General features: G+C 71.7%; 24 protein-coding genes. 9 read left to right on the forward strand and 15 right to left on the reverse strand.

Features of this window, described 5'->3' with window-relative positions; translation table 11 throughout:
* Positions 1-206 precede the first annotated feature (206 nt).
* Positions 207-695, forward strand: a complete 489-nt coding sequence (locus BUE44_RS31555; RefSeq protein WP_073502444.1) for a beta-class carbonic anhydrase — start codon at positions 207-209, stop codon at positions 693-695.
* Between the two features lie 115 nt (positions 696-810).
* Here BUE44_RS31555 and BUE44_RS31560 read toward each other — a convergent pair whose 3' ends face one another.
* The 5 genes from BUE44_RS31560 to BUE44_RS31580 all read right to left on the reverse strand — a co-directional run bounded on the left by BUE44_RS31560 (position 811) and on the right by BUE44_RS31580 (position 7604).
* Positions 811-2253, reverse strand: coding sequence for a hypothetical protein (locus tag BUE44_RS31560; protein ID WP_143172627.1), 1443 nt, complete (start codon positions 2251-2253; stop codon positions 811-813).
* Between the two features lie 130 nt (positions 2254-2383).
* The gene (locus tag BUE44_RS31565) at positions 2384-3475 is read right to left on the reverse strand and encodes a glycoside hydrolase family 26 protein (protein WP_073502446.1); all 1092 of its coding nucleotides are present in this window, start codon (positions 3473-3475) and stop codon (positions 2384-2386) included.
* On the reverse strand, positions 3468-5057 hold the full coding sequence (locus BUE44_RS31570; RefSeq protein ID WP_073502447.1) for a glycosyltransferase family 39 protein: 1590 nt from the start codon (positions 5055-5057) through the stop codon (positions 3468-3470). The genes BUE44_RS31565 and BUE44_RS31570 overlap by 8 nt, the downstream gene beginning before the upstream one ends.
* Positions 5054-6292, reverse strand: coding sequence for a glycoside hydrolase family 26 protein (locus BUE44_RS31575; protein WP_143172628.1), 1239 nt, complete (start codon positions 6290-6292; stop codon positions 5054-5056). Before BUE44_RS31575 ends, BUE44_RS31570 begins: the two co-directional genes overlap by 4 nt.
* Positions 6285-7604, reverse strand: a complete 1320-nt coding sequence (locus BUE44_RS31580; protein WP_073502449.1) for a glycosyltransferase family 2 protein — start codon at positions 7602-7604, stop codon at positions 6285-6287. The genes BUE44_RS31575 and BUE44_RS31580 overlap by 8 nt, the downstream gene beginning before the upstream one ends.
* Positions 7605-7918: 314 nt before the next feature.
* On the opposite strand from BUE44_RS31580, the gene BUE44_RS31585 reads away from it, so the two are divergent.
* From BUE44_RS31585 to BUE44_RS38100, 5 genes are all read left to right on the forward strand, one after another.
* Positions 7919-9238, forward strand: a complete 1320-nt coding sequence (locus tag BUE44_RS31585) for a UDP-glucose dehydrogenase family protein (protein WP_073502450.1) — start codon at positions 7919-7921, stop codon at positions 9236-9238.
* A 15-nt stretch (positions 9239-9253) separates the two neighbouring features.
* Entirely contained in the window at positions 9254-10408 is a 1155-nt protein-coding gene (locus BUE44_RS31590) for a glycoside hydrolase family 26 protein (protein WP_079190261.1), read from the forward strand.
* A 24-nt stretch (positions 10409-10432) separates the two neighbouring features.
* Positions 10433-11473, forward strand: a complete 1041-nt coding sequence (locus BUE44_RS31595) for a hypothetical protein (protein ID WP_073502452.1) — start codon at positions 10433-10435, stop codon at positions 11471-11473.
* 161 nt (positions 11474-11634) lie between these two features.
* Positions 11635-12561, forward strand: a complete 927-nt coding sequence (locus tag BUE44_RS31600) for a UTP--glucose-1-phosphate uridylyltransferase (RefSeq protein ID WP_073502453.1) — start codon at positions 11635-11637, stop codon at positions 12559-12561.
* A gap of 166 nt (positions 12562-12727) precedes the next feature.
* Complete coding sequence (locus tag BUE44_RS38100) at positions 12728-13012, forward strand: hypothetical protein (RefSeq protein ID WP_200804582.1); 285 nt, start codon at positions 12728-12730, stop codon at positions 13010-13012.
* 624 nt (positions 13013-13636) lie between these two features.
* Here the strand turns inward: BUE44_RS38100 and BUE44_RS31610 are convergent.
* The 5 genes from BUE44_RS31610 to BUE44_RS31630 form a co-directional block, all read right to left on the reverse strand.
* The gene (locus BUE44_RS31610) at positions 13637-14143 is read right to left on the reverse strand and encodes a metallophosphoesterase family protein (protein ID WP_073502455.1); all 507 of its coding nucleotides are present in this window, start codon (positions 14141-14143) and stop codon (positions 13637-13639) included.
* Positions 14144-14397: 254 nt separating this feature from the next.
* Complete coding sequence (locus BUE44_RS31615; RefSeq protein ID WP_073502456.1) at positions 14398-15105, reverse strand: class II aldolase/adducin family protein; 708 nt, start codon at positions 15103-15105, stop codon at positions 14398-14400.
* A complete protein-coding gene (locus BUE44_RS31620) occupies positions 15102-16139 on the reverse strand; it encodes an ABC transporter substrate-binding protein (RefSeq protein WP_073502457.1) in 1038 nt (345 codons plus the stop codon). Before BUE44_RS31620 ends, BUE44_RS31615 begins: the two co-directional genes overlap by 4 nt.
* Positions 16136-17368, reverse strand: coding sequence for an LLM class flavin-dependent oxidoreductase (locus BUE44_RS31625; protein WP_073502458.1), 1233 nt, complete (start codon positions 17366-17368; stop codon positions 16136-16138). Before BUE44_RS31625 ends, BUE44_RS31620 begins: the two co-directional genes overlap by 4 nt.
* A 30-nt stretch (positions 17369-17398) precedes the next feature.
* A complete protein-coding gene (locus tag BUE44_RS31630) occupies positions 17399-18967 on the reverse strand; it encodes a GMC family oxidoreductase (protein WP_073502459.1) in 1569 nt (522 codons plus the stop codon).
* 181 nt (positions 18968-19148) lie between these two features.
* On the opposite strand from BUE44_RS31630, the gene BUE44_RS31635 reads away from it, so the two are divergent.
* The 3 genes from BUE44_RS31635 (at position 19149) to BUE44_RS31645 (ending at position 21450) form a co-directional block, all read left to right on the forward strand.
* Positions 19149-19991: an IclR family transcriptional regulator gene (locus tag BUE44_RS31635; protein WP_079190262.1), complete on the forward strand. Its 843-nt coding sequence runs from the start codon at positions 19149-19151 to the stop codon at positions 19989-19991.
* Positions 19992-20068: 77 nt separating this feature from the next.
* Positions 20069-20629, forward strand: coding sequence for an NADPH-dependent FMN reductase (locus tag BUE44_RS31640; protein WP_073502460.1), 561 nt, complete (start codon positions 20069-20071; stop codon positions 20627-20629).
* Positions 20630-20823: 194 nt separating this feature from the next.
* The gene (locus BUE44_RS31645; RefSeq protein WP_073502461.1) at positions 20824-21450 is read left to right on the forward strand and encodes a MarR family winged helix-turn-helix transcriptional regulator; all 627 of its coding nucleotides are present in this window, start codon (positions 20824-20826) and stop codon (positions 21448-21450) included.
* Between the two features lie 19 nt (positions 21451-21469).
* On the opposite strand, the gene BUE44_RS31650 is transcribed toward BUE44_RS31645, so the two are convergent.
* From BUE44_RS31650 to BUE44_RS31670, 5 genes are read right to left on the reverse strand one after another with little or no spacing between them, the layout of a single operon-like run.
* The gene (locus tag BUE44_RS31650; protein ID WP_235002659.1) at positions 21470-22414 is read right to left on the reverse strand and encodes an ABC transporter permease; all 945 of its coding nucleotides are present in this window, start codon (positions 22412-22414) and stop codon (positions 21470-21472) included.
* Between the two features lie 4 nt (positions 22415-22418).
* Positions 22419-23456, reverse strand: a complete 1038-nt coding sequence (locus BUE44_RS31655; RefSeq protein ID WP_073502462.1) for an LLM class flavin-dependent oxidoreductase — start codon at positions 23454-23456, stop codon at positions 22419-22421.
* Positions 23453-24634, reverse strand: a complete 1182-nt coding sequence (locus tag BUE44_RS31660) for a macrolide family glycosyltransferase (RefSeq protein ID WP_073502463.1) — start codon at positions 24632-24634, stop codon at positions 23453-23455. The genes BUE44_RS31655 and BUE44_RS31660 overlap by 4 nt, the downstream gene beginning before the upstream one ends.
* A gap of 17 nt (positions 24635-24651) precedes the next feature.
* Positions 24652-25059 carry a PPOX class F420-dependent oxidoreductase gene (locus tag BUE44_RS31665; RefSeq protein WP_235002661.1) on the reverse strand — a complete coding sequence of 136 codons (408 nt, stop codon included), beginning with the start codon at positions 25057-25059 and terminating at the stop codon, positions 24652-24654.
* Positions 25060-25084: 25 nt separating this feature from the next.
* On the reverse strand, positions 25085-26716 hold the full coding sequence (locus BUE44_RS31670; RefSeq protein WP_073502464.1) for an ABC transporter substrate-binding protein: 1632 nt from the start codon (positions 26714-26716) through the stop codon (positions 25085-25087).
* Positions 26717-26781 lie beyond the last annotated feature (65 nt).

Here is a 26781-nt window from a genome sequence, read left to right on the forward strand (position 1 = left end):
TGTGGTCTTGTGCGTGACGGGACAGCTGCTTCACTGGGGGACATGGCACATCGTCTCGCGGTGATCGAGGACTTCTGGCCGTCCCGTCGGACCGGGATGTTCGACGAGTGGTGTCGGCAGGCCATGTCCGGGGTCTGAGCCCCGGCGCGGCCCTTCCACGCTCGTCGTCCGTCCGCCGTCTCCGGAGTGCTGCAAAGGAAGTCCGCATGTCTGTGACCGATGAACTGCTCGCCAACAACGCCGCCTACGCCGAGACCTTCGACGGTCCGCTTCCGCTGCCGCCGTCCCGCCGGCTCGCGGTGGTGGCGTGCATGGACGCCCGCCTGAACGTCTACGCGATCCTCGGCCTGAAGGAAGGCGAGGCGCACGTCATCCGCAACGCCGGCGGTGTCGTGACCTCCGACGAGATCCGCTCGCTGGCCATCAGCCAGCGGCTGCTGGGTACGCGGGAGATCATCCTCATCCACCACACCGACTGCGGGATGCTCACCTTCACCGACGACGGCTTCAAGGACGCGGTGCGGAAGGACACCGGGATCCGCCCGCCGTGGGCGGCGGAGGCGTTCTCCGATCTCGACGACGACGTCCGCCAGTCGATCGCCCGCATCAAGGCGGACCCCTTCGTCCCGCACAAGGACGCGATCCGCGGCTTCGTCTTCGACGTGGCCACCGGAAAGCTGAACGAGACGGTCTGAGCCCCGCGCGGCGCCATTCGGTCCGTGGCCCGGCAGATGGGCCGGCCGGCCCGTCGAACGGGGCGTCCCGTTCGGCGGGCCGAGCGTCCACCGGCTGCGTCGTCCCGCAGCCGGGTCACGCAGGGGCGATGGTGGTGACGGTGCCGGAGGAGCCGACGTACTTCAGTGCGCCGTTCTGGACGAAGAGGACACCGCCGCCGCTGGGAGCCGCGTTGGGCACCACCTTCGCGTTCGCGACGGCGATGACCCCGGACCCGCCACCCAGGCTCGTGGTGGAGAGGTACACGTTCCCGTCGACGCGGAGGCTGTCGTCGGTGCGGAGGGTGTCCGCGGAGGAGCGGTACAGGGTCACGTCCCGGGTCGCGGTGCCGCTGCCCCACTCCATGCGGCCGTCGGCGCCGATCCGGAACCGGTTGATCGTGTCGCTGCTCATGCGGGCCTGATAGGCCGCCGACGCCGAATCCGCGGTGACCGCGAGGACGGCCTGACCGTTCGCGGTCGTGCTCGTCACGGTGACCGCGGGGCTGGTCGACGCGCGGGTCACCGTCAGACCCGCGGAGGTGCCGCTCAGGCCGCCGACCGCCACCTGGCCGGTGGAGCGGATGATCCGCAGCGGCTGGTCGATGGCCGTGCCGGCATCGTTGTACCGCTGGACCTCCAGGTCGGTTCCCGCGTTGCTGCCCGACTCGGCGCCGTTGGTGGCCCGGATCTTCCACCGCTTCGCCGTGCCGTCCGTCGTGTTGCCGAACTCGATCGGCTTCTCCCAGCCGGCCGGGCCCGACAGCCGCAGCGCCTGCTGGATGTCCGCGCCCGTGGTGTCGGTGCCGTGGGTCCGGACCGTGAAGTCCGCCAGGTTGGTCATGAGGTTCGTCTTGTCGACACCGATCTTGCCGGTGGTCTGGTCCGCGAAGGGTGCCTCGAACCGGCCCTGCAGGGCTCCGTTGGCGTCGGGTATCTCCAGTTCCCAGTGCGCGTGCAGGCCGCTGTGGTCGTCGGCCTCGTAGTGCGCACCGGTCCAGGCGACCGCCGACCACGCTCCGTTGACGGCGTCACGGTCCGTGTCGTACCCGGATGACGGCATGTACCAGGCCGTCATCGCCTTGGCGTCCTTGCGCATCAGGAAGTTGCGGACGGTCTCGCCGTATCCGTTGGTGTGCGCCCGCTGGTAGCTGTACAGACTCAGCCGCCCGGTGCCGTCCTGCCCGGTGGGGACGTCGTCCGCGGGGTAGGTCGAGGCGATCGCGATGCCGGTCTGCGTGAGCGAGTTGCCGCGGCCCACCGGGAGGTCGGGGTCGACGGTGCCGGGCACCGCCTCGACCTCCAGCGACCCGTACACGACACCACCCGACGAGTCAAGGGCCGACGCGTCCACGGCCTCCGTCGGCGGGACCGCGGCAGGCTGCACCGCTGCGGCCTCGTCCAGCGGGGCGGCGGACGCGGGGGCCGCATTCCACAGCTGGCCCGCCGCCGCTCCCACCCCGGCGGTCCCCAGCAGTTCCATGGCATGGCGCCGGGTGAATCTCGGCGTGGGCTCCTGCGCATCGCCCCGTTCGGTCATGAAAGTCCCCTCCGATGAGATTTCGGGTGAGGAGGCGGGGTCACGATCGTTCACCACCTCCACACAGCGGGGACACTGTACAAGCACGTGCGCACCGGTCCGCCGCTGCCGGCACCCGTGCGCGGCCAGGTCAGGACGGAGCCGGGATCGGCGCGGGCTTCAGCAGGCGGACCCCCGTGCGGTACGCGTTCCGCGCCGCCTTGCCGGAGGTGAACGTCCAGTCGGCGCCGGCGCCCTGCTCGCGCGTGTACTGGAACCAGACGAAGCCGATCACATCGGGGTGCTTCCGCAGCCACGGGAAGAACGTGGTGATCCAGCGTGCCTTGCCGGCACCCGGCTGGGAGCCGGTCTCGGTGATCAGCAGCGGGCGCCGGGTGAACTTCCGGACGGCCCGCAGGGTCGGGTCCAGCACGTCGCCCGCCGTGGGTTCCGAGACGTCGTAGGCGGACATGCCGATCCAGTCGACGTAGGCGTCCCCCGGGTAGAGCGACTTGAGGCTGACCGGGTCCGCGCCGCGCAGCGTGTTCGGCGCCCACACCCAGATCACGTTGCGTGCGCCGACCTTGTCGAAGATCGCGTGCACGTGCTTCCAGGCGGCCGCGAACTGCCCCGGTTTGTTGACGCCGTTGCGTTCGGCCCAGGGGTACCAGTGGCCGTTCATCTCGTGGCCGAAGCGGATCGCGACGGGCCAGCGGTTCGCTTTGACGGCCTTGGCGAACGCGGTGATGTAAGCGTCGTGGTGGCCGTCGATGATGGTGGACAACGCATACGACGGCTGCTTCGTGCCCTTGCCTGCCCCGGCCCACGGCTCCCAGGTGATCACCGGGAAGGCGTGCTGGGAGTACGCGGACCGGACGGCGCCCTCGTCGAAGTCCTTGGCCCAGTTGACGAAGTACTCGACCATGTTCGGCCGGACGCCGGCGTCCTCGGCGATGCCGGAGAGCACCGCGGACTTCCAGGGTGCGCCGGGTGCGGCGACGCCGACGTACGTGGTGCCGCCGGGAGGGTGGAGGAAACGCGACCTGTCGGGAACGAACTCGGGCGTCGTCGCGGAGGGAAGGGCGACGCCGTGCTCGGCGTCCTTCGTGCCGGGGTTGCCGGACGGCGTGCCGCCGCCGCACGCGAGAGCGCCCGCGCCGACAGCCACCGCGGCGATGACCGCGAGCACCAGCCGGCGCGCGCCGCGCCGCCGCGTGCGCACGGGGCGGCCGCCCTCAGCCACGCCCTCCCGCCTTGGCGGCCCGCTGGAACAGGACTACGCGCAGCCCTCCGTCGAACTCCCGGGCGGGGGAGGCCTTGTACTCGGTCCGGAGGAACGTGCCCTCGTCCGCGGTCATCCCGGCGTACGGGGTGGCGGCGGGCGCGGTCGACACCAGCCAGATCCGGTCGACGCCCTTGGTGCACACCACCGGGGCCGCGCAGGGCTTGCCGGTGTAGGTGCCGCCGCGCTGCGGAGAGACCATCGCGTACACGTCGGCGAGCGGCTGCGGGGCGTCGCGCAACTGGTAGGCCATGGCGCGCGTGGCGACGTCGAGTTGACCGCTGTAGACGATGCCGTCGCCGGGCTTCTGCTGCAGGGCGACGAAGCGGGCGGCCGCGTGGAAGTCGTATGCGCCGGGCTGCGGGTCGTCGCGCAGGGACGGCAGGACCGTCACGGAGACGGCGGCGACCGCGGCGAAGGCGACCAGTCCTGCCACGAGCTGCCGGGGCACGATCGACGTGGCCCTGCCCGGCAGTGCGCGGCCGAGTCCGCACACGCCTGCCGCGGCGAGCAGGGCGATCGCGGGCAGGGTGAAGACGAAGTACGACGGCGTGAACAGGTTGCCGTAGGAGCGCAGCGCGAAGACCGCGACCGGCGGCAGGACGGCCCAGACCAGCAACGCGACGCCGTTCCTTCGGCCGAGCAGCACTCCGAGCACCGCCAGCACCCCGACGGCCAGTGCGACGTGGACGGAGCCGAGCAGGTCCTGCGGCAGATGCCGCAGCGCGTCGAGGCCGGTGCCGCCCTTGGGGTGCTGGTGGTTCTGGCCGCGGGCCAGCATCAGGACCGCGAGCAGCGGAGCCACCGGGACCACCGTCACCGAGAACCAGGCGCCGGCGCGCTGGCGGTCGGTGGCGAAGACGATCAGCAGGTAGGCGACCACAACGGTGGCGGCGACCGGATGGAACAGCCCGGTGCCCAGCATGCCCAGGGCGTAGCCGCCCCACCGGTCGGCGCCTTCGTGGTCCAGCGCCCGGTACAGCAACAGCGCCCCGACGACCACGGCGAGCGCCGACAGCGCGTAGGGGCGGGCATCCTGGGCATAGCGGGTGGTGGCCGGCAGTACGGCGAAGATCAGCCCGCCGATCAGGCCGGTCGGCCCGTCGAACATCCGGCGGCCCAGCAGGGCGAGGGCGGCGGCGGTCGCCGTCATCGCCAGCAGTGAGGGCAGCCGCAGCACCACCGGCGAGGAGCCGGCCACCGTCACCCACAGGTGCATCAGCACGTAGTACGGAGCCAGCACCACGTCGGTGTTGTCCAGCAGGCGCCCCAGGTCGCTCCACGACAGGTGGGCGGCCCACCAGGTGGCCGACTCGTCCTCGCGGACCTGCGGGGTGCCGATCTGGTAGGCGCCGAGGGCGAGGGCGACCAGGGCCGGCGGCAGCATGGTGGTGGCGCGGCTCAGGCCGCGCCTGCGCTCGCGCTCCCGCTGCTCGCGCTCCTCGCGGCGGCTGGGCCGCGCCTCGGCCCGCTCGGTCCCGGGCTGCGGGATGATCGCGATCGGGATGGTTTCCGGGGAGTCGAGGACTTCCCTCTCGCTCACGGCGTGCTCCCTGTGCTGGAGGCGGACGGGCTCGCCGCTGAGCCGGCGGGGGAAGTCGGGGCCGTGCTCGTCGTGGTGGCGGGCTGGCCGGTGGTCAGGTGCAGGGTGGCCAGGCCGGCTTGGTACGCCTCTTTCTCCGCCGCACTGGAGGTGAAGCGCCAGTCGGCGTTGGCACCGGTGGTGCGGTCCTTCTCCGTCCAGATGAAGCCGATGACTTCAGGGTTGCGCGTGAGCCAGGGGAAGAAGCTGGTGACCCAGCTCAGCTGGCTGCTGTCGATCTGGGCCCCGGTCTCCATGATGACGATGGGCTTGTCGGTGAAGGCCTGGATCCGCTTGATCGTCGGCCCGAAGGTGGTCTCCGGCGTCTTCTCGCGTACGCCGTACCCCGTCATGCCGACCCAGTCCACGTAGGCGTCGCCCGGGTAGAGGGGCGAGAGCTTGACGCCGGGCGCGGGACGGATGATGTTCGGTGCCCAGGCCCAGATCACGTTGGTGGCACCGGCCTGCTGGAACAGGTCGTGAACATGTCGCCACGCCTTCACGTAGTCGCCGGCGTGGTTGCCGTTGACACGCTCGGACCACGGGTACCAGACGCCGTTCATCTCGTGCGCGAAGCGCAGCACCACCGGCCACTTGGCGGCGGCGATCGCCTCGGCGGTCTGCGTGATGTAGGTGTCGAAGCGGCCGGCGGTGATGTTCGCGAGCCGGTACGCGGGCTGGTCGATGTTGGACTTGAGGATCTCGTCCGGCTTCGGGTTCATGCTGCCGCCCTGCCACGGCTCCCAGGTCAGGACCGGCAGGGTGCCGTGCGCGTAGGCAGCGGTGATCGAGGCGGGGTTGAACTTCTGGTTCCAGGACAGGAAGTACGAGGCCATGGTCGGCCGGATGCCACCGGCGTCGGTGGTCAACTGCTCGACTTCCCGGGCGTCGTAGGGCGCCAGCTTGGTGGCCGCACCGTAGTAGATGCCGTCCGGGTGCAGGAACTGGTCCTTGCTGGGGACGGTCGGCCCGTCCTTGCCCTTGAGCCGCTCGAGCACGCCGGGGCTGCTCGGGGGGCCGCCCAGGCCGGAGTAGCCGGTGTTCTGCGCGTTGGAGACCACCGCCGCATAGACGGCGTAGGAAAGTGCGGACAGCAGTACGGCGTTGACGGCCATCCACACGCGCAGGCGAATGCCGGAACCGCGGCTCCACCAGCGGACCGGCTTGCGGCGACGGCTGCTTCGCGGCTCAGACACTCATCATCACCGATCCCCCCAGCATCACTGCGCCGATCAGGTACGGCACGAGCACCAGCGGGCTGTGGGTCTTCTCGCCGGCGAAGCTGTCCGCGCGGGTTCCCCAACTCGCGTTGTGCGCGCACCGGAAGAAGCCGAGCAGCCGCACCGGCAGGAGCAGCAGCGTGTTGATGACCATGAACGTGGGCAGGAAGAGCAGGTCCTGCGGCCGGTAGGCGAAGTGCCGGCCGAACCGGACCATGAGCGAGAACAGCGACATCACCGCGGCCAGGCTCACCAGCAGCACCAGGGACTTGGTGGGGTCGGACGGCAGCGGAAGGTCCGTGTAGATGCCGGGACGGCCCTTGTGGAACGCGGCGACGACCCAGGACGCGAAGGTGCCGAGGAGCACGAACGGTACGGCGACGTCGGCGAAGTAGAACAGCGCCAGCATCTTCGCGTTCTTCAGCATCCACGGCATCATCCGCAGCGTGTTGTACTGCGAGCCGCGGGCCCAGCGGTACTGCTGCTTGGCGAGCTTCTTCAGCTCCAGCGGCGCGTCGGTGTAGACCAGCGACGTCGACTGGTAGACCGTGCGGTACCCGGCCTTCAGCGTGTAGTTGGTCAGCGTGCGGTCGTCGCTGACCTCCAGGAAGACGCCGAGGAACTTCTCGCCCAGGAAGTCGTCCATGCAGTCGAAGAGGATCGAGCTGCGGAAGGCTATGGTGCGGCCGGGCAGGCAGCCGACCGTGCCGAGCACGCTCATGGCCGGCATGGAGTACTGGCAGCGCACGCTCTCCAGCCAGTCCGCCCAGCGGGTGAGCACGGTGCGGCTGGGCTGCAGGATCCGCTGGCGGGTCGTCACGCCGCCGATCTTCGGGTCGCGGAACGGCTTGATCAGCTCACTGAGGGTGTTGGTGGTCCAGATGGTGTCGGAGTCGACCAGCACGGCGATCTCGCCGGTGGACGCCTCCAGGCCGACCTTCAGGGCGTTGCGCTTGCCGGGGATCTCCGTCCAGTACCAGAGCACGCCGAGGTCGTCGCAGATCGCTTCGAGGTTCTCGTTGCGGCGGCCGTTGATCACCACGATGATCTCGGTCGGTCGCTGGTCGGTGATCCGGCCGACGACTTCCCGGAACAGCTCCTCAGGTTCGTCGACCACCGGAATGATCACGGAAGTGGTCGCGTGGAATGGGCGCTTCCACGGCTTGTAACGCCGGGCGAGCACGATTTTGATCACCCACAGCAACCAGATGAGCGCCATGAACGCCGCAAATGGGTACACCACCCCGCTGATCCGCAGCTCGCGGATCTCCAGCAAGAACGCCAGCATGCCTTCCCCATCGCGCCGATTTTCCCCCAGGCCCCTGACGACGCGGTATGCCGCAGAGAAGCTGTCTTCGAAGGGAATGTTTACCATATGATCTGCACGGCATCCTCGCGCAGCCCGGCGATTGCCGTAGCATCGCTGCGCGTTCCGCGCCCCCTCTCTCCACAAGGGGGTTCGGAAGGCCGCTCAACCTGTGCCATTGCCGTGCGCAACGACATCGGATCCGGCTCGGGGAGCGGCGGAGCGGCCCCTGCGTCGTGGGGCCCGCTCCGCCCCATTCACGCTTGATCCCCACGTACCGGAAGGGCACCCGTAACATGCGGCTCACTGTCATCGGCACCGGCTACCTCGGCGCCACCCACGCCGCGTGCATGGCCGAACTCGGCCATGACGTCCTGGGCGTCGACGTCGACCCGGACAAGATCACTGCACTGCAGTCCGGCAGCGTCCCGTTCTACGAGCCGGGGCTGGCCGAACTCCTGGCCAAGCACGTCGCCTCGGGCCGGCTGCGGTTCACGACCTCCTACCGCGAGGCCGCCGAGTTCGCCGAGGTGCACTTCTCGTGCGTGGGCACCCCGCAGCAGCCCGGCGGCCAGGGCGCCGACCTCCGGTACGTCGACGCGGTGATCGAGTCGCTGGCCCCGCATCTGGACCGGCCCGCCCTGGTGGTCGGCAAGTCCACGGTCCCGGTGGGCACCGCGGGGCGCTTGGCCGGCCGGCTCGCCGAACTCGCCCCGGCCGGCGCGCAGGTGCGGCTCGCGTGGAACCCGGAGTTCCTGCGCGAGGGCTTCGCCATCGAGGACACCCTGCGGCCCGACCGGCTGGTCATCGGCTTCGACGGCGGCGACACCGCGTCCGAGCCGCTGCTGCGCGAGGTCTACCGTCCGCTGCTGGACGCCGGGGTGCCGCTGGTCGTCACCGACTTCCCGACCGCGGAACTGGTCAAGACGTCCGCGAACGCGTTCCTGGCCACCAAGATCTCCTTCATCAATGCCATGGCCGAGGTCTGCGAGGTGGCGGGTGCGGACGTGACGCAGCTGAGCGCCGCGCTGTCGTACGACGACCGGATCGGGGGGCGGTTCCTGCACGCCGGCGTCGGCTTCGGCGGCGGCTGCCTGCCCAAGGACATCCGCGCCTTCCGGGCCCGGGCGGAGGAACTCGGCGTCGGGCGGGCGCTCGCCTTCCTGGAGGAGGTCGACGCGATCAACCTGCGCCGCAGGGACCGGGTCATGGAACTGGCCGCGGAACTGCTGCCGGACGGGCTGTCGGGGCGCCGGATCGCGGTGTGGGGCGCGGCGTTCAAGCCCGACTCCGACGACATCCGTGACTCGCCGGCGCTGGCACTGGCGGGCCGGCTGCACCGGGCGGGCGCCTCGGTGAGCGTCTACGACCCTAAGGCCATGGACAACGCGCGCAAGATGCGACCCGAACTGGACTACGCCACCGGCCCGTTGGAGTCGGCGCAGGGCGCGGAGCTGATCGTGCACCTCACCGAGTGGCGGGACTTCCGGGACCTCGACCCGCGGGCGGTGGCCGAGGTCGTCGCCCGGCCGCAGATCATCGACGGCCGCAACGTCCTGGACCGCGACGGCTGGCGCGCCGCCGGCTGGACCTTCCGTTCACTGGGCCGGCAGTAGGACCGCCGCCGTCCGATGCGCAATCCACGCAGAGTGCCGTACTCCCACGTCCACGCCCACGTCCATACGCACGTCCACCCGCAAGCGCCGGCGTGTCCGGCGCTGCTGCCCCGGCGCGTCCTCGTCGGCCTGCTGGTGGGCGTGCTGACGGCCGTGCTGGCCGCCTGCTCGTCCTCCTCCGACTACCCCCGCGCCCCTGACCAGTCCGCCACCGGCCGCGGCATCCCGCCGCGGGAGGCGCCGGAACCCGCCCCCAAGGGGCTGACCAAGGCGGACTACCTGCACCCGAAGGGCCAGTACTTCGGCGTGGCCACCTTCCACGGCCCGGCCCGGGCGACCACCGACGCGGCGACCGCCGCCGCCGGCCTGCACCCGCGGATCCTGGAGTACTACCAGAGCTGGAACAAGTCCTTCTCACCGAGCGACTTCGACCTCAGCTACCAGCAGGGCGCGCTGCCGCTCCTCACCTGGGAGCCGTACGGGACGTCGCGGGCCGCGGATCAGCCGCAGTACGCGCTGAAGAAGATCGCGTCGGGGTCCTTCGACCAGTACGTCATCACCTTCGCCCGCCAGGTCAAGGCCACCGGGCGGCCGATCCTGCTGCGCTTCGCGCACGAGATGAACGGCGACTGGTACCCCTGGGCGGAGCGGAACAGCGGCAACGCCCCCGGCGACTACGTCAAGGCGTGGCGGCACATCCACGACCTCTTCGACGCCGTCGGTGCGACCCAGGTGATCTGGGTCTGGAGCCCCAACATCCTCCGCGGCACCAACGGGGTGCAGTTGCAGCCGCTGTACCCCGGCGACCAGTACGTGGACTGGATCGGCATCGACGGCTACGGCACCGGGGAGAAGTCCGCCCGGGAGGTGCTGCAGCCCACGGTCGACGCCGTCGAGAGCTTCTCCGGCAAGCCGATCCTGCTGGCGGAGACCGGCAGTTCGCCCGGGCCGCAGCAGGCCCAGTGGACCGCGGACCTCTTCCGCTGGCTCAAGAGCACGCCGAACGTCATCGGCTTCGTGTGGTTCCAGCACAGCGAGGACGAGGGCGGCCGCTACGACTACCGGTTCGACATAGATCCGCGGACAAAAGCGGCCTTCCGTGAGGGCCTGGATGCGCTGGCCCTGACTCCCTGGCCCGCCACTGACGCTAAGATTCACTCACATGGGTGATCGGAAAGGTGAAGTCCCGAGGCTATGAGTACACCGCAGGGGCCTCAGGACCCCCGTATCCCGCACCAGGGCGCCCCCACAGCCCCCGCCGGGTCGCAGCAGCGCCCATCGGCGCCGCAGCACCCCCAGCCCGCTCAACCGCAGGCGCCGCAGCAACCGGCCCAACCGCAGGCGCCGCAGCAACCGCACATCCCGTTCAGTAACTTCCAGCAGGGCCAGTTCGCCCCGGCCGCCCAGCAGCCGCCGCCGCACCAGGGCGAGCCCCCGCTGCAGGCCGGCTACCCGTACGGGGTGCGTCCCGGCCTCCCGCAGCCGTACGTGCCCGACCCCAACCAACCGGACTGGTCGGCGCTGGCGGACGACCAGGAGGCGGAGCGCAGGCGCAAGCGGCGGCTGAGGATCGGCATCGTCTCCGTCGTCGTCCTGGCGGTGGCCGCGGCCGGCACGGTGGTCGCCCTGAGCATGGGGAAGAAGGGCGACGACAAGGTCGCCGACGGCCCCAAGCACAGCCCGTCGACATCGGCGAGCGCGTCCACGAGCACGTCGGCCGGTCCTTCGCCGAGCAGCTCCTCCGCCGGGCCCAGCGGCCAGCCGACACCCACGCTGCGAGGCAGTGACCTGTTCACCGCCCCGAAGCTCGCCGTCGACGGCCAGTCGTTCGCCCGGAAGATCACCGCGCACAAGGCCCCCTGCTGGCAGGGCACCCAGGGGGGTCTCGGCCCGCAACTGGACCCGCACCACTGCTCGCAGATCGTGCTGGCGACGTACGTCTCCGGCAAGGACGCGGTGACCGTGGGCGTGATGGTCTTCCCGACGCCTGCCGACGCCGAGGCGGTGAACACGGACTTCAAGGGCAACCTGACGCCCGTGACCGGGGCCGGCATCCCCAGCTTCTGCACCAGCAAGGTGGCGTGCGCGGTGACGCACGCGGTGCACGGGCGCTACCTGTACACCACGATCGCCGGGCCGAATTCCGGTGCCGCCGGCAACAAGGACGCGCATGCCATCGCGGCCGGCCGGGGAATCGCGGGCTACGCGCTCTCAAGGCTGCTGGAAATGCCGTGACGACAGGGGGCGTTGGGGCACCAGATGCGGATGCCATCCTTCCGTTATTGCGCCCTTCCGCCCTTCCGCCCGAAAACCCCCTGGGACATGTGCTTATGATGTGCACTTACCACTGATACCCAGGGGGGGAATTGCCGCCGGATTACGGCGGCGTATCGCGCATGTCAACTCACCAGAGATCACCGCACATTTCGCACGTCTCCAAGGCCGTCATACCCGCCGCAGGCCTGGGAACCCGATTTCTTCCGGCGTCGAAGGCGACTCCCAAGGAGATGCTCCCGATCGTCGACAAGCCGGCGATCGAATACGTCGTCGAGGAAGCCGTGGCTGCCGGCCTCACGGACGTCCTGATGGTGACCGGACGCAACAAGCGGGCCCTTGAGGACCACTTCGACCGGAACTACGAACTCGAGGAACTGCTCGGCCGGCGCGGCGACGACGAACTCCTGGAGAAGGTGCGGGCCTCCAGCCGGCTGGCGATGATGCACTACGTCCGCCAGGGCGACCCCAAGGGCCTCGGGCACGCGGTGCTCTGCGCGGAGCCGCACGTCGGCGACCAGCCCTTCGCCGTGCTCCTGGGCGACGACCTCATCGACCCCCGCGACCCGCTGCTGCCCCGGATGGCGGAGGTCCAGCAGCGGTACGGCGGCAGCGTCGTCGCCCTGATGGAGGTCGAACCGGCCCTCATCCACCTCTACGGGTGCGCCGACATCGTCCCGGTGGCCGGCGAGGACGGCGACATCGTCCGCGTCACCGGCCTGGTCGAGAAGCCGGAGACGGGACAGGCACCCTCCTCGTACGCGGTGATCGGGCGGTACGTGCTCAGCCCCGAGATCTTCCCCGCGCTCGCCAAGACCAGGCCGGACCAACGCGGCGAGATCCAGCTCACCGACGCCCTCGGCGAACTCGCCCAGCGGCAGAACGACGGCGGTCCGGTGCACGGCGTGGTCTTCTCCGGGCGCCGGTACGACACCGGCGACCGCGGCGCCTACCTGCGCGCGACCGTCCGGCTGGCCTGCGAGCGCGCGGATCTCGGCCCGGCGTTCCGGGCGTGGCTGAAGGAGTTCGCCGCCACCGAGCTGGCCTGAGTCCGAGCACGCCGGCGGAGCCTGCAGCGGCCGGCTGCGGGCTCCGCCGGTCGTCGTGGTACCGCTCGCGGTACCACGGACCCGAGAGCCGTCAGCGCGGATCGGCTCGGTTGTACGTGCTCGGCCCCGGGCGGGGCTCCGGCACGCGGGGCTTCATAATTCCCGCATGTCGGACAGTGCGTCCCCCTGCACCGAGGTGACCGCCCGCCCGTGGCGGCAAGCCGATGCTCAGCGGTGGGTGGAGGCGCGGCCGCCTTGGTGGCTGCGGCCGACCTGGCCGGCGGTAATGCTGGTGGCGGCCGTGATCGCCGCGACAGCGCAGACGCCGGATCCCGTGTGCTCTGCTCAAGCGCCGTGCGGGGAGCAGTGGTTCGACGCGGTCGGCACCATGCTGGTCCGTTCGATGCGGATCACCCGAGCGCTCGTTTCGACCCTGCGCGAGGCGGGGTAGCCTGCCCACCTGCGGTGGGGCCAGGGTGCACACTTCGGGGCGGGGGCCTCGTGGCCCTCGCGGGGCCGGCCGGTGAACTGCTGATGGCGATGCCCACCGCGGATGCCAGCATCTGCCCGATCGCGTCACCCACACCCGGCCCTCCTGACCACCATGGTTTCAGGTCCATGGCGCAAGACGCCCCGGCCAGGCAGGGACCTCCGCACGGGTGACCGCCGTCGCCGAAGAAGAGCGCGCCGTCCGGGCGCGGGACGAGCAGCCCGGCCCGGGGGCATCTGGCCTGCGCCATCAGCTCGCCCGCCGCCGCGCCCTGCTCCAAGATCCGTGCCGTCCGCTCGTCGGGCGCGAACGGCTCGCCCTTGGTGATGCCGAGCTGGTGGAGCATCGCCAGGTAGAAGCGGTCGCGTTCGTCCACGACCTCGCTGAAGAAATAGCCGTCACGCCGCCGGGACTGCCCTGGGCCGAAGCCAGGGCAGTCCCGGCGGTTCATCCGTGTGTGCAGCTGCTCAGGGTGGCACCCGGGCACCGACCGACGCGGCGGCCACGGACGGCGCCGCGGACCGGGCCGTGCCGCCGCCTGTACGCGTGGCCTCCGAGAAACGTCCGCCCGGGACGCCCTCCTGGTCAGGCCGGGCTGCGGGGCGGCAGCCGGTGCAGTGCGACGTCCGAGAGCACGCCCGCGTCCGCTGTCGCGGTCATGTACGTGCGGTACGGCTGGCGGCGCCGGTCGGTGGGCGAACCGGGGTTGAGCAGCCGCAGGCGGCCCGATGTGGTGTCCCAGGGAATGTGGCTGTGCCCGAACACCAGGACATCGGCATCCGGGAACCGTCGCTCGCAGCGTTCCTCGCGCCCCTGTGCCGGGCCGGTCTCGTGCACCACAGCGAACCGCACACCCGCCACCTCGACGCCGGCCACTTCCGGCAGCCGGGCTCGCAGCGCCGGACCGTCGTTGTTGCCGTGGACCGCGACCAGTCGCCGTGCCCGAGCCTCCAGGAGATCGAGCGTCGCCTCGTCCACCCAGTCGCCCGCGTGGAAGACGACGTCGGCCGCCTCGACGGCGGCCAGCAGCTCGTCGGGCAGGCTGCGGGCCCGCTTGGGCACGTGGGTGTCGGTGGTCAGCAGCAGGCGCACGGGGCATCACCCTTCGCCGGCCCGACGTCGGTCCCCGGCCGGGACCGATCCGCGAGTGCGGGCCGGTGGTTGATCTCCCTGTCATACAGGACCAGCACCGCGGCCAGGCCACGGAATCGCCGTGTGGCGGCGGCGGACGCACGCGTCCGACGCCGCGGGCGCCCCGCCAGGGGGCCGCGTCGGCGCCCGGCCACCGGCCCTCGGCGCGGGCCGGCCGCGCCGCCGGACGGGCACCGGCAGCGCGGCCCCGCGCGTCAGGCGCCGGCGTACAGCGCCTCTGTCCGGCTGATCCGCTCTCTGGCCCGCTCGGAGTCGCCCCGGCCCATCGCGTTCCACTGCTGGGCCAGCACGCCGGGGCCGAACTCCCGGGCCCCGCCGAGGGGTTCCGCGAGGGTCTGGGCGCGGGCGCCCTCCTCCACGATGAGGATGAGGCGGGCCAGGTCGAGCAGGCCGCCCCGACTCCACAAGGTGGCGCCGCCGTTGGCCTCCAGGATGCCTGGGACGTCCGGGTCCTCCGCCAGGGTGCGCAGGATGAACTCGTCCTCGCCCTCGTGGCGGTCGAGGTAGACGGGCAGCTCTTCCGCGGTCGTCTCGCGCTGCGCCGGTACGTAGCGCAGCGGGAACGGGCGGTGCGCCTGGGCCCAGGCCGCCAGGTGCGGGGTGTGCACATGGGCGATGGAGCCGAGCCACGGGTGCGCGGCGAAGACCGCGGTGTAGCGGATGCCGTCGCCCCACGGTCGCAGCGCGCCGGGGCCGTCCAGGATGCTGGTCGGCACCGCCTTCGGGGGCTCGTCCGGGCGGAACGGGTCGGGGTGCTTGACGTTCACCACCTGGTCCCCGCCGGGGACCCGCACCACGAAGCTCAAGGTGGCGCTCGGGGTGAGCGTGCCGGTGCCGTGCAGCACACGGAAGGCGACGGCCGCGTCGGCGAGCAGGGCGCTCGTGAAGTCGTCGGCGCTCATCGGGCGGCCGCCAATGCCTCTGCGGCGCGCAGCGGTTGCGGGGCGATCCAGTCGGCGAGCGGGAAGTCGCGCGGGACGAAACCGTGGGACACCAGGAACTCCTTTTGTCGGTCCAGCAGTTGCAGTCGGGTCTCGGACAGGTCGGGGCGCAGGCGCCGGTGGAAGTCACCACGGTGGGCGCGAGCCGCCGCCTGCGCACTGCCGCCGCTCTCCACGGCCAGCAGCCGCAGGACGTCGTCGCGGTGGTCCGCCGCCCATGTCGCGGCGCGCAGCGTCTGGGCGAGGAAGAGGGCGACCGCCCACGGGTGTTCGGCCAGCGTCCGCTCGTGGACGGTGATCGGCCGGGGGGTGCCGTTGTTGACCCGGCACGCGGGGTCGGGGTGGTCGTCGAGGTCGACACCGATGACGGCGCCGGCCAGGACGGCGTGGTCGAGTGCGGCCGGCCCCTTGGCGTAGACGGCGTCGACCTCGCCGCGGGCGAGCGCCTCGATGCCGGTCCACGGCCGGGTGAGCGGGCCGTTGACGGTCCAGCCCGGCTCGCGGTCGCGGGCGTCGGGCACCTCCACGAAGTCGACCGCGTCCAGGCCGAGTCCTGCCAGGCCCAGCGCCCCGCGGAAGCCGTGCAGCGCCATCGCGCGCATCACACCCGCGCCGGGCTCGGGGCCGTGCACCGGCAGGGCGGCGCGGCGCCCGGCGAGCGCGGCGGCCCCGGTGATCCCGGAGTCCGGCCTGACCAGGATGACCTGGCGTTCTTCTATCCAGGTCAGGCCTATCAGCCGGGTCGGGGCGCCCGCCGCGCGGGCCGTCAGCGCGGGGATGCTGCCGCCCTCGCGGAAGAGCCCGGGCAGCCCGTGGTCCAGGTGGCGCCCTGCCGACTGCGGGCCGGCGTCGCGCAGTTCGGCGACGGCGACGCCCTCGCGCCCGAACTCCTCGGCCAGCCAGCCCTGTCGGTAGGCGATGCCGCTCGCGGTCGGGACCGGGCAGCGGGTCAGCCATACGGTGTCGAGACCGCCGGCGGACGCCGTGGCGTTCACCGGTGCGCGGCCGGGGTCCGGCGGCCACCCGGCACGGAGGGGTCGTCCACCTCGGGGAAGGCGGCGAGCAGTTCGGCGTCGCTGCTCCCGTCGTAGGGCCGCACCTCGAACCCGTGGTCCACGTCGAGCAGGGGCAGTACGTCGCGGCCGAACCGCAGGGCCTCCTGGAGCAGTGGCCAGCCGGACAGGATGAAGGACTCGGTCCCGTGCGCCGCGTACTCGTTGATGCGCTCGGCGACCTGGGCCGGGGTGCCGACCAGCCAGGTGCCGGCGCCGGGCCCGAAGACGTCGAAGCCGAAGACCGACGGGCCGAGCCAGACGTTCGGGTGGACGACGAGGTCCTGCACGTCGGGCAGCCGGCCGGCCCGCAGCGCGTCGACGCAGCGCAGCGCACGCGGGTCGTCGGTGTCCTGGTCGCGGTCCAGCCAGCCGGGGCCGGCCTTGTACGCGGACAGCTCGACGGCCTTGGCGTACGGGGTCCGCTCCAGCAGCGACTGCGCGTACGCCCAGGCCTCCTCCTCGGTGTCACGGACGATCACCTGGAAGCGGGTGCCGAAGCTCAGCGACCTGCCGAGCCCGGCCGCTATGCCGGCCACCTCGCGGAACTTCCCGCCGAGGCGGTCCGGCAGGTCGGCGAACGCCAGGTAGCTGTCGACCACTTGGGCGGCGTGCGCCACCCCGGCCGGCGACCCGCCCGCGCCCCACAGCGGCACCCGGGGCTGCACCTTCTCGGGGAAGTAGGTCAGCGGGATGTCGAAGGTACGGGCGGCCAGCTTGATGTGCTTGCCCTCGTAGCCCTCCCCGGGGTCCGCCCAGCGGCGGGCGAAGGCGTCCCAGTATTCGGCGCTGTAGGCGTACCGCTCGTCGTGCGGCAGGAACATGCCGTACTCGGGAAGCCACGCGTCATGCCCGTTGACGACGTTGAAGAGCAGCCGGCCGCCGCTGAAGTTGTCGATGACCGAGGCGATGTCGACCAGCTTCGCGGGGGAGAGCAGGCCGGGGTAGAGCGCCACCAGGAAGCGCATGTGCTCGGTGAGCGGGGCGAGTGCGGCGGCGAGGGCCAGCGGCTCGTGCGGTCCGGTCGGCAGCAGCGCCCCGTAGAAGCCGGCCCGGTCGATGCCCTGGGCGAGGGCCCGCAACCGCGGCAGGTCGTTGGCCCACACCCCGTCCTCGGTCCAGGGCACGGGGCCGTCCGCCGACTGGACGTACCAGAGGATTTTCACCGGCATGGTCGGACTCCTTGGCGAGCGGGTCGGGTGTCACGGGGTGGTGCGGGAAGAGGAGGGTGCGGCGGTGAGCAGCGATGCCGCACGGTCGGCGATCACCGCGGTCGGGGCCATCGTGTGTCCGCGGGTCGGCAGCGGCACGGCCGCCGCGTCCACCACCCGCAGCCCGCGGACGCCGCGGACCCTGAGGTCGCCGTCGAGTACGGCCCAGGGGTCGCCGTCCGTGCCGAAGCGGGCGGTGGCCACCGGATGGAACATCGGGCCCGCCGTGGCGCGGACGCCCGCCCCGTCCCGTGGCTCGGGCGGCGCCGCCGCGATCCGGGCCGCGGCCCGTGTGCCCAGCAGCCGCCGTACGAGGTCCCAACCGGCCAGCAGCGTGGCGAGGTCGGAGCCGTCCGGGTCGGAGAGGTAGCCGGGGTCGATCAGCGGCGGCGCGAACGGATCGGGGCCGGCCAGCCGGACCGAGCCGCTGCTGCGCGGCTGCAGCGCGACCACCCCGAACCGCACCCCGGGGGCAGGGTCGCCGCCGTCCGTACCCGGCACCCCGGGCGCCAGGACGATCTCCAGGTCCGGCGGCCCCGGCTGCCCGTCGGCGCGGGTGAAGACCGCGACCGCGCCGCCGCCCGCGGGCAGCGGCGGCGCCGCGGCCGGCGCCGGGACCGCGCCGCCCACCGCGACATGGTCGCGCAGGCCGCGGCCGACGCCCGGCAGGTCGGCGACGCCTGCGATGCCGTGCGCCGCGAGGTCGCGGGCCGGTCCGATGCCGGAGAGCAGCAGCAGTTGCGCGGTGCGCACCGCGCCCGCGGCGAGCAGCACTTCGCGGCGGGCGGTCGCACGCAGGGCGGGGCCGCCGCCGCGGTGGTAGGTGACACCGGCTGCCCGGCCGTTGTCGACGGCCACGCCGGTGACCCGGGCGCCGGTGACGACCCGCAGGCCCGCGCCGGCTTCCGCGACCGAACCCGCGAGCGGCTCAGCGGCCGTCTCCGTTCCCGTGTCAGGGCCAGGCAGGAAGGCGTCCGCGAAGGTGACGCGGCGCCCGGCGCGCGAGGTCATCCGGAGGGTGTCTACGCCCTCCTGCCGGGGCCCGTTGGCGTCGGTCGGTGCGAAGCCCAGCTCGCGGGCGGCACCGGTGAGCGCCACCGACCACGGATCGGGGGCGGCGGACTCCACCGGCAGCGGGCCGTCGGCGCCGGCCCAGGACGCGGGGGCGCGGTCGTTGCGCTCCAGTCGGCGGAAGGCGTCCAGCGCGGCACGGTGGTTCCAGCCGGCGCCGCCGTACGCGGCCCAGGCGTCGTAGTCGGCGGGATTGCCGCGTACCCACAGCGCGGCGTTGATCGCGGAGGAACCGCCGAGTGCGCGACCAGCCGGCCACCGTACGGTGCGGCCGCCGAGGCCGGGCTGCGGGACGGTCTCGTCCGACCAGTCGGCGTCCGTCCCCCACAGCCCGGCGGCGAGTGCCGGGTCGCGGGCGGACGCGCCTTCCGGGACCCGCTCGCCGGCTTCGAGGAGCAGGACGGTCGTGCCAGGACGCCGGGACAGCCGGGCCGCGACCAGTGAACCCGCGACGCCCGCGCCGACCACGACGTAGTCGTAAGCCGTCATGCGCACAGCATTCAAGGGCAGCGGACGGCATGTCAAATAGTGACGAGCTACTTCACATAATGGCAATGAATGGCGCCCCGTTGCTAGGATCGGCAACCGTCCGGCCGTGTCGGCAGGCTGCCGGCACCCGGCCTGACCCCCCGTCCGCACCTGAGTCGAGGCCAGAAGGAGCGCATCGCGCATGACCGAGCAGGACACCCGGGACGCTCGGCGCGGCGCCCGTGCAGACACGGAAGCCGACGCCCCTGACACCCGCTCCCGGCCGCCCGGCGCCCAGACCGTCGAGCGGGCCTTCGACGTGCTCCGGGTGCTCAGGGAGTTGCCGGGACCCGCCACGGCCGCCGACATCGCCCGCCGGATGGACCTCAACGTCAGCGCCGTTCACCGGATGGCCCGCGCCATGGAGCACGCCGGCTTCCTGGAGCAGGACCCGGCGACCCGCCGCTACCGGCTCGGCACCGCCATCGCCGGGCTCAACCGGGCGCTGCACCATCAGCGCCGCTTCGACCTGGCCCGCCCCGAGTTGCGCCGGCTGTCGGAACTGACGTCGGGTTCCGCCGTGCTGGCGCTGCGGGACGGCCGCGAGGCGCTGGTCGTCGCGGACCTGCCTGCCGAGTGGGCGCCCGACGCGTGGGACACCCGGGTGACCAACTCCGTCCCGCTGCACGCATCGGCCTTCGGCAAGGCGTTGCTGGCGTGGCCGCGCCCCTCCGACGAGGAGCTCGCGGCTCTCGGGCCCTTCGAGCGGTTCACCGAGCGCACCCTCACCACGCCGGCCAGGCTGCGCGCCGAACTGGACGCGGCCGTGGCGCGCGGCTACACGGTCTCCAGCCGCGAACTGCGGCCCCTGCAGTTGTCGGTGGCGGTGCCGATCCTCGACGAGCACGGCGGCAGCTATCTCGCGTTGGGCGTGGGTACGACCTGGACCCGGAACGCCGCCGCGAGAACCGGCGCGATCGCCCGTCACCTCCAGGACAGCGCGCGCCGGTTGCGGTCGGTGCTGGTGCTGGACGGACCGCGGTGACGGCATTGAGTTGACGCATCACCCTGCGGGGTCGCATCCTGGAGTTGACACATCAACTCCGTGGAGGGGAAACAGTCATGCCCAAGATCGCCGTCATCGTCGGCAGCGTGCGCCCGGGACGCGTGGCACGCGAAGTGGCCGAGTGGGTGTACACGGTCGCCGACAAGCGGCCCGACGCCGACTACGAGCTCGTGGACATCGCCGACTACAACCTGCCGCAGTACGACGAGGAACTGCCGCCGCACTACGGCCAGTACGCCAAGGACCACACCAAGCGGTGGGCGGCGAAGATCGCGGAGTTCGACGGCTTCGTGTTCGTGACGCCGGAGTACAACCACAGCATCACCGCCGCGCTGAAGAACGCGCTGGACTTCATCTACGCCGAGTGGCACGACAAGGCGGCGGGATTGGTCAGCTTCGGCTCGTCCGGTGGCGTGCGGGCCGCCGAGCACCTGCGCGGGGTGGTCGCGGAGCTGCACATCGCCACCGTCCAGGCGCAGTTGGCGCTGCCCGTGGCGACCGACTTCCCGTCCTACCCGGCCTTCACGCCGGCCGAGTCGCGCGCCGACGAGCTGACCCGGGTGCTGGACCAGGTCGAGTCCTGGTCCAATGCGCTGCGGACGGTGCGGGTGGCGTAGCGAACCCCGGTCGCAGGTGGGAACAGGAGGTGGCGGCCCCCCGTCGTGGGGGGCCGCCACCCGGGAGCGCGCGGCACGGTGAGGCGTACGGTGTCGCACCGGCGGGCCGTCAACTACAGTTGATGTGTCAACCTCCATCGACCGCTGGCGCGCCGCGTCGGCCCGTCGAACAGCGACCACCGAGGACAGCCGCCATGGACCACGCCGAAGCCCGGCCCGACACGGGTAAGAGCCTGCCCGACGCAGGTGAGAGCCTGCTCGACGCAGGTGAGAGCCTGCTCGACAAGGACGAGGACCGCGCGTGGCAGGCCTTCTTCGAGACGCAGGTGCGGTTCTGGCGCAAGCTCGCGCAGCTGCTCCAGCAGGACACCGGCCTGTCGGAGCCGGACTTCGCGATCCTCAGCGCGCTGCACCAGGCGCCGGGCGGGCAGTTGCGGCCTTTTGAGCTGAGCGGGGTCACGCAGTTCGAGAAGAGCCGCCTGCACCATCAGCTGACCCGGATGGTCGGCCGGGGACTGATCACCCGCGAGCGATGTCCGGATGACGCCAGGGCCGCGATCATCGCCCTCACCGATCACGGCCGCTCCGCCATCACCGCCGCACTGCCCCGCAGGACCGCGCACATCCGCGACTGGCTGATCGAGCCGCTGGACGCCGGCCAACTGGCCGCGCTCACCGAGATCTCCGACGCGATCCTCGACAAGCTGCGTACCGACGACACCACGGAGCAGGACGAGGACCCCGACCAGGACCGGGCCCCGGAGCGGTGCCAGGACCCCGATCAGGACGACAGCGCCGCGGGCAGCTGCTCCGCCGACTGAGCGGCGCGGCGAGCCGGCGCTACTGCCGGACGATCCGCGGGTCGATCACCGGGTAGAGCAGGTCCACCAGTAGGTTGACGGCCGCGAAGACCGCCGCGCCCAGCAGCACCAGCCCCTGGACGACCGGGAGGTCCTGCTGGCTGACCGCGGTGGTCGCCAGCCGGCCGAGCCCGTCGCGGGAGAAGACCGTCTCGACCACCACGGACCCCGACAGCATGCCGCCGACCAGCAGGCCGACCATCGTCATCGCGGGCAGCACCGCATTGCGCAGTCCATGCCTGACGTGCACCGCGAGCCGGCTCACCCCCTTGGCGCGCGCGGTGTCGGCGTAGCCCTCCCGCAGCGCCGCGTCCAGGCTGCGGCCCAGGAGTTGGGCGATGACGGCGGCGACGGGCAGCGCCAGGGTGATGGTCGGCAGCACCATGGAGCCTGCGCCCTCGTTGCCGATGGCCGGGAAGAGGTGCCAGTGGAAGGAGAACTGCTGGAGCAGCAGCAGTCCGACCCAGTACGACGGCACCGACACTCCCAGCGGCGGCAGGCTGTCCAGCAGGCCGCGAGCCCACCGCTGCCGCACCAGTGAGGTGGCCAGCGCGAGCGCGGTGCCGCACAGCAGGCCCGCCCCCAGGCCCGCGGCGGTGATCGCCGCGGTCGGGGGGAGGGCCTGCCCGATCAGGTGCGAGACCTGCTCCCGGCTCTGGATCGACTGCCCGAGGTCGCCGCGCAGCAGATGCCCGAGCTGGGAGAGATACTGCGTGAGCACCGGCCGGTCCAGGCCGAGGTCGTGCCGCATGGCAGCCAGTTCGGCCGGGGTGAGTTCGGAGTTGGGCCCCGCCATCACCGCCACCGGGTCGCTCGGCAGGGTGTAGAGCACCGCGAAGGAGATGGTGAACGCGGCCCAGACCACGAACAGCGCCTGGCCGACCCGCCACAGCAGATAACGCGGCATGCCGCTCACGCCGTTCATACCGTCACGCGCTCCCGTTCGCGTCGAGCGGCCTGCTGGGCAGTTCCCTGCGCAGGACCGGGGCGATCTCGGCGAAGAAGAGCTCCAGCGTGTCCAGGTAGTCGGCTCGGTCCAGGATGTCGCCGTCGACGTGGATGTGCAGCAGCTCGTGCCCGAACTGGGCGTGCTGGGTCAGGACCTTGTCGATGACCTGTTGCGGGCTGCCCACCAGCACCGAGCTGTGCTCGATCCACTCCTCGACCGTCTCGTACCTGATCGACCCGGCGTCGTAGCGCTTGTTGATCGCGAGCCGCGCCTCGAAGGCCGGGGTGTATTTGGCGACCGCCTCCTGCGAGGTGCGGGCCGCGAAGTAACCCGCGGTGCCGGCGCCGACGAGTGCGGCGGCCGGGTCGTGGCCGTAGGCCGCGAAGCGTTCGCGGTAGTGGTGGATCAGTTTGGCGTAACGCTTCAGCGGGCCGCTGCCGTTGGAGGAGAAGATCGGGTCGCCGTTCCTGGCGGCGAAGTCCGCGGAGTCCAGGCTGCTGCCGCTGCCGTGCCAGATCCGGAGGTTCCTCTGGTACGGGCGCGGCAGCGGCTCGGCGTCGGTCAGCGGCCGGGAGAGCGTGCCCTGCCAGGTGACCTTGTCCTCTGTCCACAGCCGGCGGAAGATCGCGTAGTTCTCCTGCAGCCGGGCCCACTGGGTCTCGGGGGTCACGTCGAACAGCTGGGCTGAGCGGGGGTATCCGCCCTTGCCGATGATCAGTTCGAGTCGGCCGCCGGAGATGTTGTCCAGCGTCGAGTAGTCCTCGAAGGCGCGTAGCGGGTCGAGCATGCCGAGGGTCGTGACGGCGGTGAACAGCCGAATGCCGGAGGTCTTCGCGGCGATGTGGGCGAGGATGACCGGCGGCGCGGAGGACACCGCGGGCCGGTCGTGGCGCTCGCCGATGCCGTAGCCGTCGAAGCCCAGTTCCTCGGCGAAGACGGCGTAGTCCACCAACTCCCTGATCTGGACGTGGTCGGGCTTGTCCTGCCGGGGCAGGTGGGGGAGCAGAAGGAATTTCATCGCTGTTCCTGTGTGAGGTAGTTCTCGATCGCGTCGGCCGCGCGGCGGGGACCGCCCGACTCATGGGTGTGCTGCCGGAATCCGGCGACCGTGGCGGCGAGCGCCTGGTCCTGCGTCACGGTGAGCAGTGCGGCCCGCAGGCTGTCCACGGTCACCTCACCGGGGGGCAGGACAGTGCCGAGGCCCAGTTCGGTGATCCGCTCGGTGTAGGGGAGGATGTCGACGCCCTGCGGCACGACGACGAGGGGCGTGCCAGTGTGCAGGGCCTCGGCCAGGCTGCCGGTTCCGCCGTGGGTGACGAACGCGGCCGCGTGTTCGAGCACGTGGAGATGGCGCACCCAGCGGTGGACCTCGACGTTGGGCGGCAGCGGGGCGAGATCCGCGGGGTCGACGCCGTCGCCGACCGAGATGACCGCGTGCAGCGGCTGGTCGCGGAAGGCCTCGACGGCGGTCCTGAAGAAGTCCAGGTGCTGGTTGTTGACGGTGCCCAGCGAGATCAGCACGACGGGCAGGCCGTCGCCCGACGGCTGCCAGCCGTCGAGGAAGGAGCGCTCGCCCACGCTCGACCCGATGAAGACGAAGCGGTCGCCGAACGTCTCGTGGGCGGGCTGCAGCCGCCGCGGGATGAAGACGATGGTCAGCTCGTCGGGCTCGCGCTTGGTCCACAGGAAGTCCTGGACCTTCTCGGCGAGGCCGTAGCCCTCCAGGAAGGCGCTGATCTCCTCGACCGGGTCGGTGAGACGGAAGTCGGGGGCGAGGGCGAAGATCCGCTCGAAGTACGAGTAGTGGGCGTTCGACACGAAGCTCGGCGCCAGGTGGACGGCCGGCAGTCCCCACACCTCCCGCAGGATCCGCCCGGCCTGGAAAGCCGCCTCGTCGTACGCGATCAGGTCCGGCCGCTCGTCGCCGTAGTGCGCCTCGATCGCGTGCAGGATCGCGACGTTCTCCCGGAAGAAGGCCTCGGTGGGGGTGACGTCCCCGCCGGCGAGGCTGCGCAGCGGGTCGACCGACGCGTACGCGAGTACCTCGGCGCCGGTGCCGCGGACCTTCTCGGCGAAGTCCTCGATGGTGACGTAGGTGACGTGGTGGCCGCGGCCCACCAGTTCGGCGACCACCGCGAGTTTGGGGAAGAGGTGCCCGTTGGACGGGATGTCGATGACCAGGATCCGGGACGGCATGGGTGATCTCCTTGGGTTCACTGCCGGGGAAAGGCGATGACGGTGTCGGGCACCACCCGCACCACGACCCGCACGACGCCGTCGGTCTGCTCGTGTGTCTCGCCGATGTACTTCACGGAGAGTTCGTCGGACAGCAGTTTCACGTCGTCGTCGGTCAGGTGCGCGGTGCCGCGCAACTCCACCGACCGGTAGGGGTTCTGCGCGTCGAAGACGGTCACGCTGACCCGCGGGTCGCGGGCGACATTGGCGGTCTTGCCGCGACCCGCGGGGGCGATGAACAGGAGCGTGTCACCGTCGCGCTTGATCCACACCACCGACGTCTGCGGGCTGCCGTCCGCCCTGAGGGTGGAGACCACGGGGAAGTTGCGCCCGTCGAAGAGAGCTCGGGTTGCTGCGTCGAGTGGCACCGGCACGGCGGTGGTCACCTCCTGGTGGATACGGTTGATTCGGTCAGGACAGCCATACGCCGGCCAGCGGGGCCAGGCCCGCGCCGGCGCCGAGCGAGAGGCCGTGCACCTTGCCGGCCGCGGCCAGCACCGTGGTCTGCTCGAAGACCGGCAGGTAGTCGGCCTGCGCCACGACCCGCTGCTGCGCCTGGGCGAGGAGCTTGTTGCGGGCGGCCGGGTCGCCGGTCGCCAACTGCTGCTCGAGCAGCGGCTGCAGGGGCTGGTCCTGGACGCGGTAGTAGTTCGGCGGTGCACTGGAGAAGGACGAGCGCAGGACGTCGCCGTCGGCGGAGGTGGCGTTGGTCCAGAAGAAGTCGTACTTCTCCTTCTTCAGGCCGTCGAGGATCTGCAGCCCCGTCTGCTCGAGCAGTTGCAGGTCCACCCCGGACTTGGCGAGCTGCGCCTTGATCAGCTCCAGCGCCTTCTGGTTGGAGCTGGAGTCCCGGAACCACGCGGCGACCAGAGTGAGCTTCTTGCCGTCCTTCTGCCGGACGCCGTCGCCGGTACGGGTCCAGCCGGCCGCGTCCAGCAACTGGCCGGCCTGCGCGGGGTCGTACGCCAGCGATGAACCGAGGTCCACATAGCCGGGGGTGGTGTGGGCGAGCACGCTGGTGGCGACCGCGAAGTCCTTGGTGAGGACCGCGTCACGCACCTCGGGGCGGTTGATGGCCAGGTTGAGCGCCTTGCGGACGTTCGCGTCGTTCAGCGGGTTGCGGGACTCGATCGGCACCAGCCCCCACACCAGGCCGGGGTTGGGGGTGCTGATCACCTGCTGCCCGCCGTCGCGCACCGACTGGATGTCGGCGGCCGGGACGTCGCTGATCGCGTTGACCTGACCCGACTGCAGGCTGCCGGTGCGGACGCTGGACTCCGGCACCACCTTGAAGACGACCTTGTCGAGGTAGGCCGCCCCGGTGTGGTGCAGGCTGTCGGCGGCCCATGCGTAGCCGGTGCGCTTGTGCAGCGAGATCTGGCCGGGGGCGAAGGAGTCCAGCACGAAGGGACCCGAGCCGATGACCTTGTCGACCCGCTTGTCCCACGGCAGCGCCAGCGTCGCCGGCGCCTCGATGGACAGGCCCACCCGGGCGGCCTCCACCAGGAAGGACGCGTGCGGCTTGGCGAAGGTGAGGGTGACGGTCTGCGCGTCGGTGGCCTTCGCGCCGGTGAGTGCCTGCACCGCGGGCACGATCCCCGGGTTGAGCTTGGCCTTGTTGGCGAGGATGTCGTCGAAGTTGGCCTTCACGACCTGCGCGGTCAGCGGGGTGCCGTCGGAGAAGGTCACACCGGCGCGCAGGTGGAAGGTGAACTGGGTCGCGGTGGCGTTGACCTCCCAGGACTTCGCCAGCCACGGCAGGATCTTGCCGGTGGCCGGGTCCTGGTCGACCAGGGAGTCGAAGATCTGCCGGTTGACGTAGACCGCCGCGGTGTCGGTGAAGGCGCGCGGGTTGGCGCTCTGCGCGGGGGACTGCAGCGCGATGGTCAGCGTGCCGCCCTGCCGGGCTTTGCCGCCGCCCTTCGCGCCGGTGCCGCCCCCGCTCGCGCCGTCGCCCGAGCCACCGCAGGCGGCGAGCAGCAGTGCCGCGGTGACGGTGGCCGCGGCGAGCGCGGTCCGGGATCTGTGTGCCCTGGTATTCATGGTTCGGTCTCTCCTTGCGGTGGCACCGCATGCGGGTGCGCGAAAGAACGGGGGTCGTGCAGAAG

Source organism: Actinacidiphila paucisporea (assembly GCF_900142575.1).
In the GTDB taxonomy this organism is placed as follows: Bacteria; Actinomycetota; Actinomycetes; order Streptomycetales; family Streptomycetaceae; genus Actinacidiphila; species Actinacidiphila paucisporea.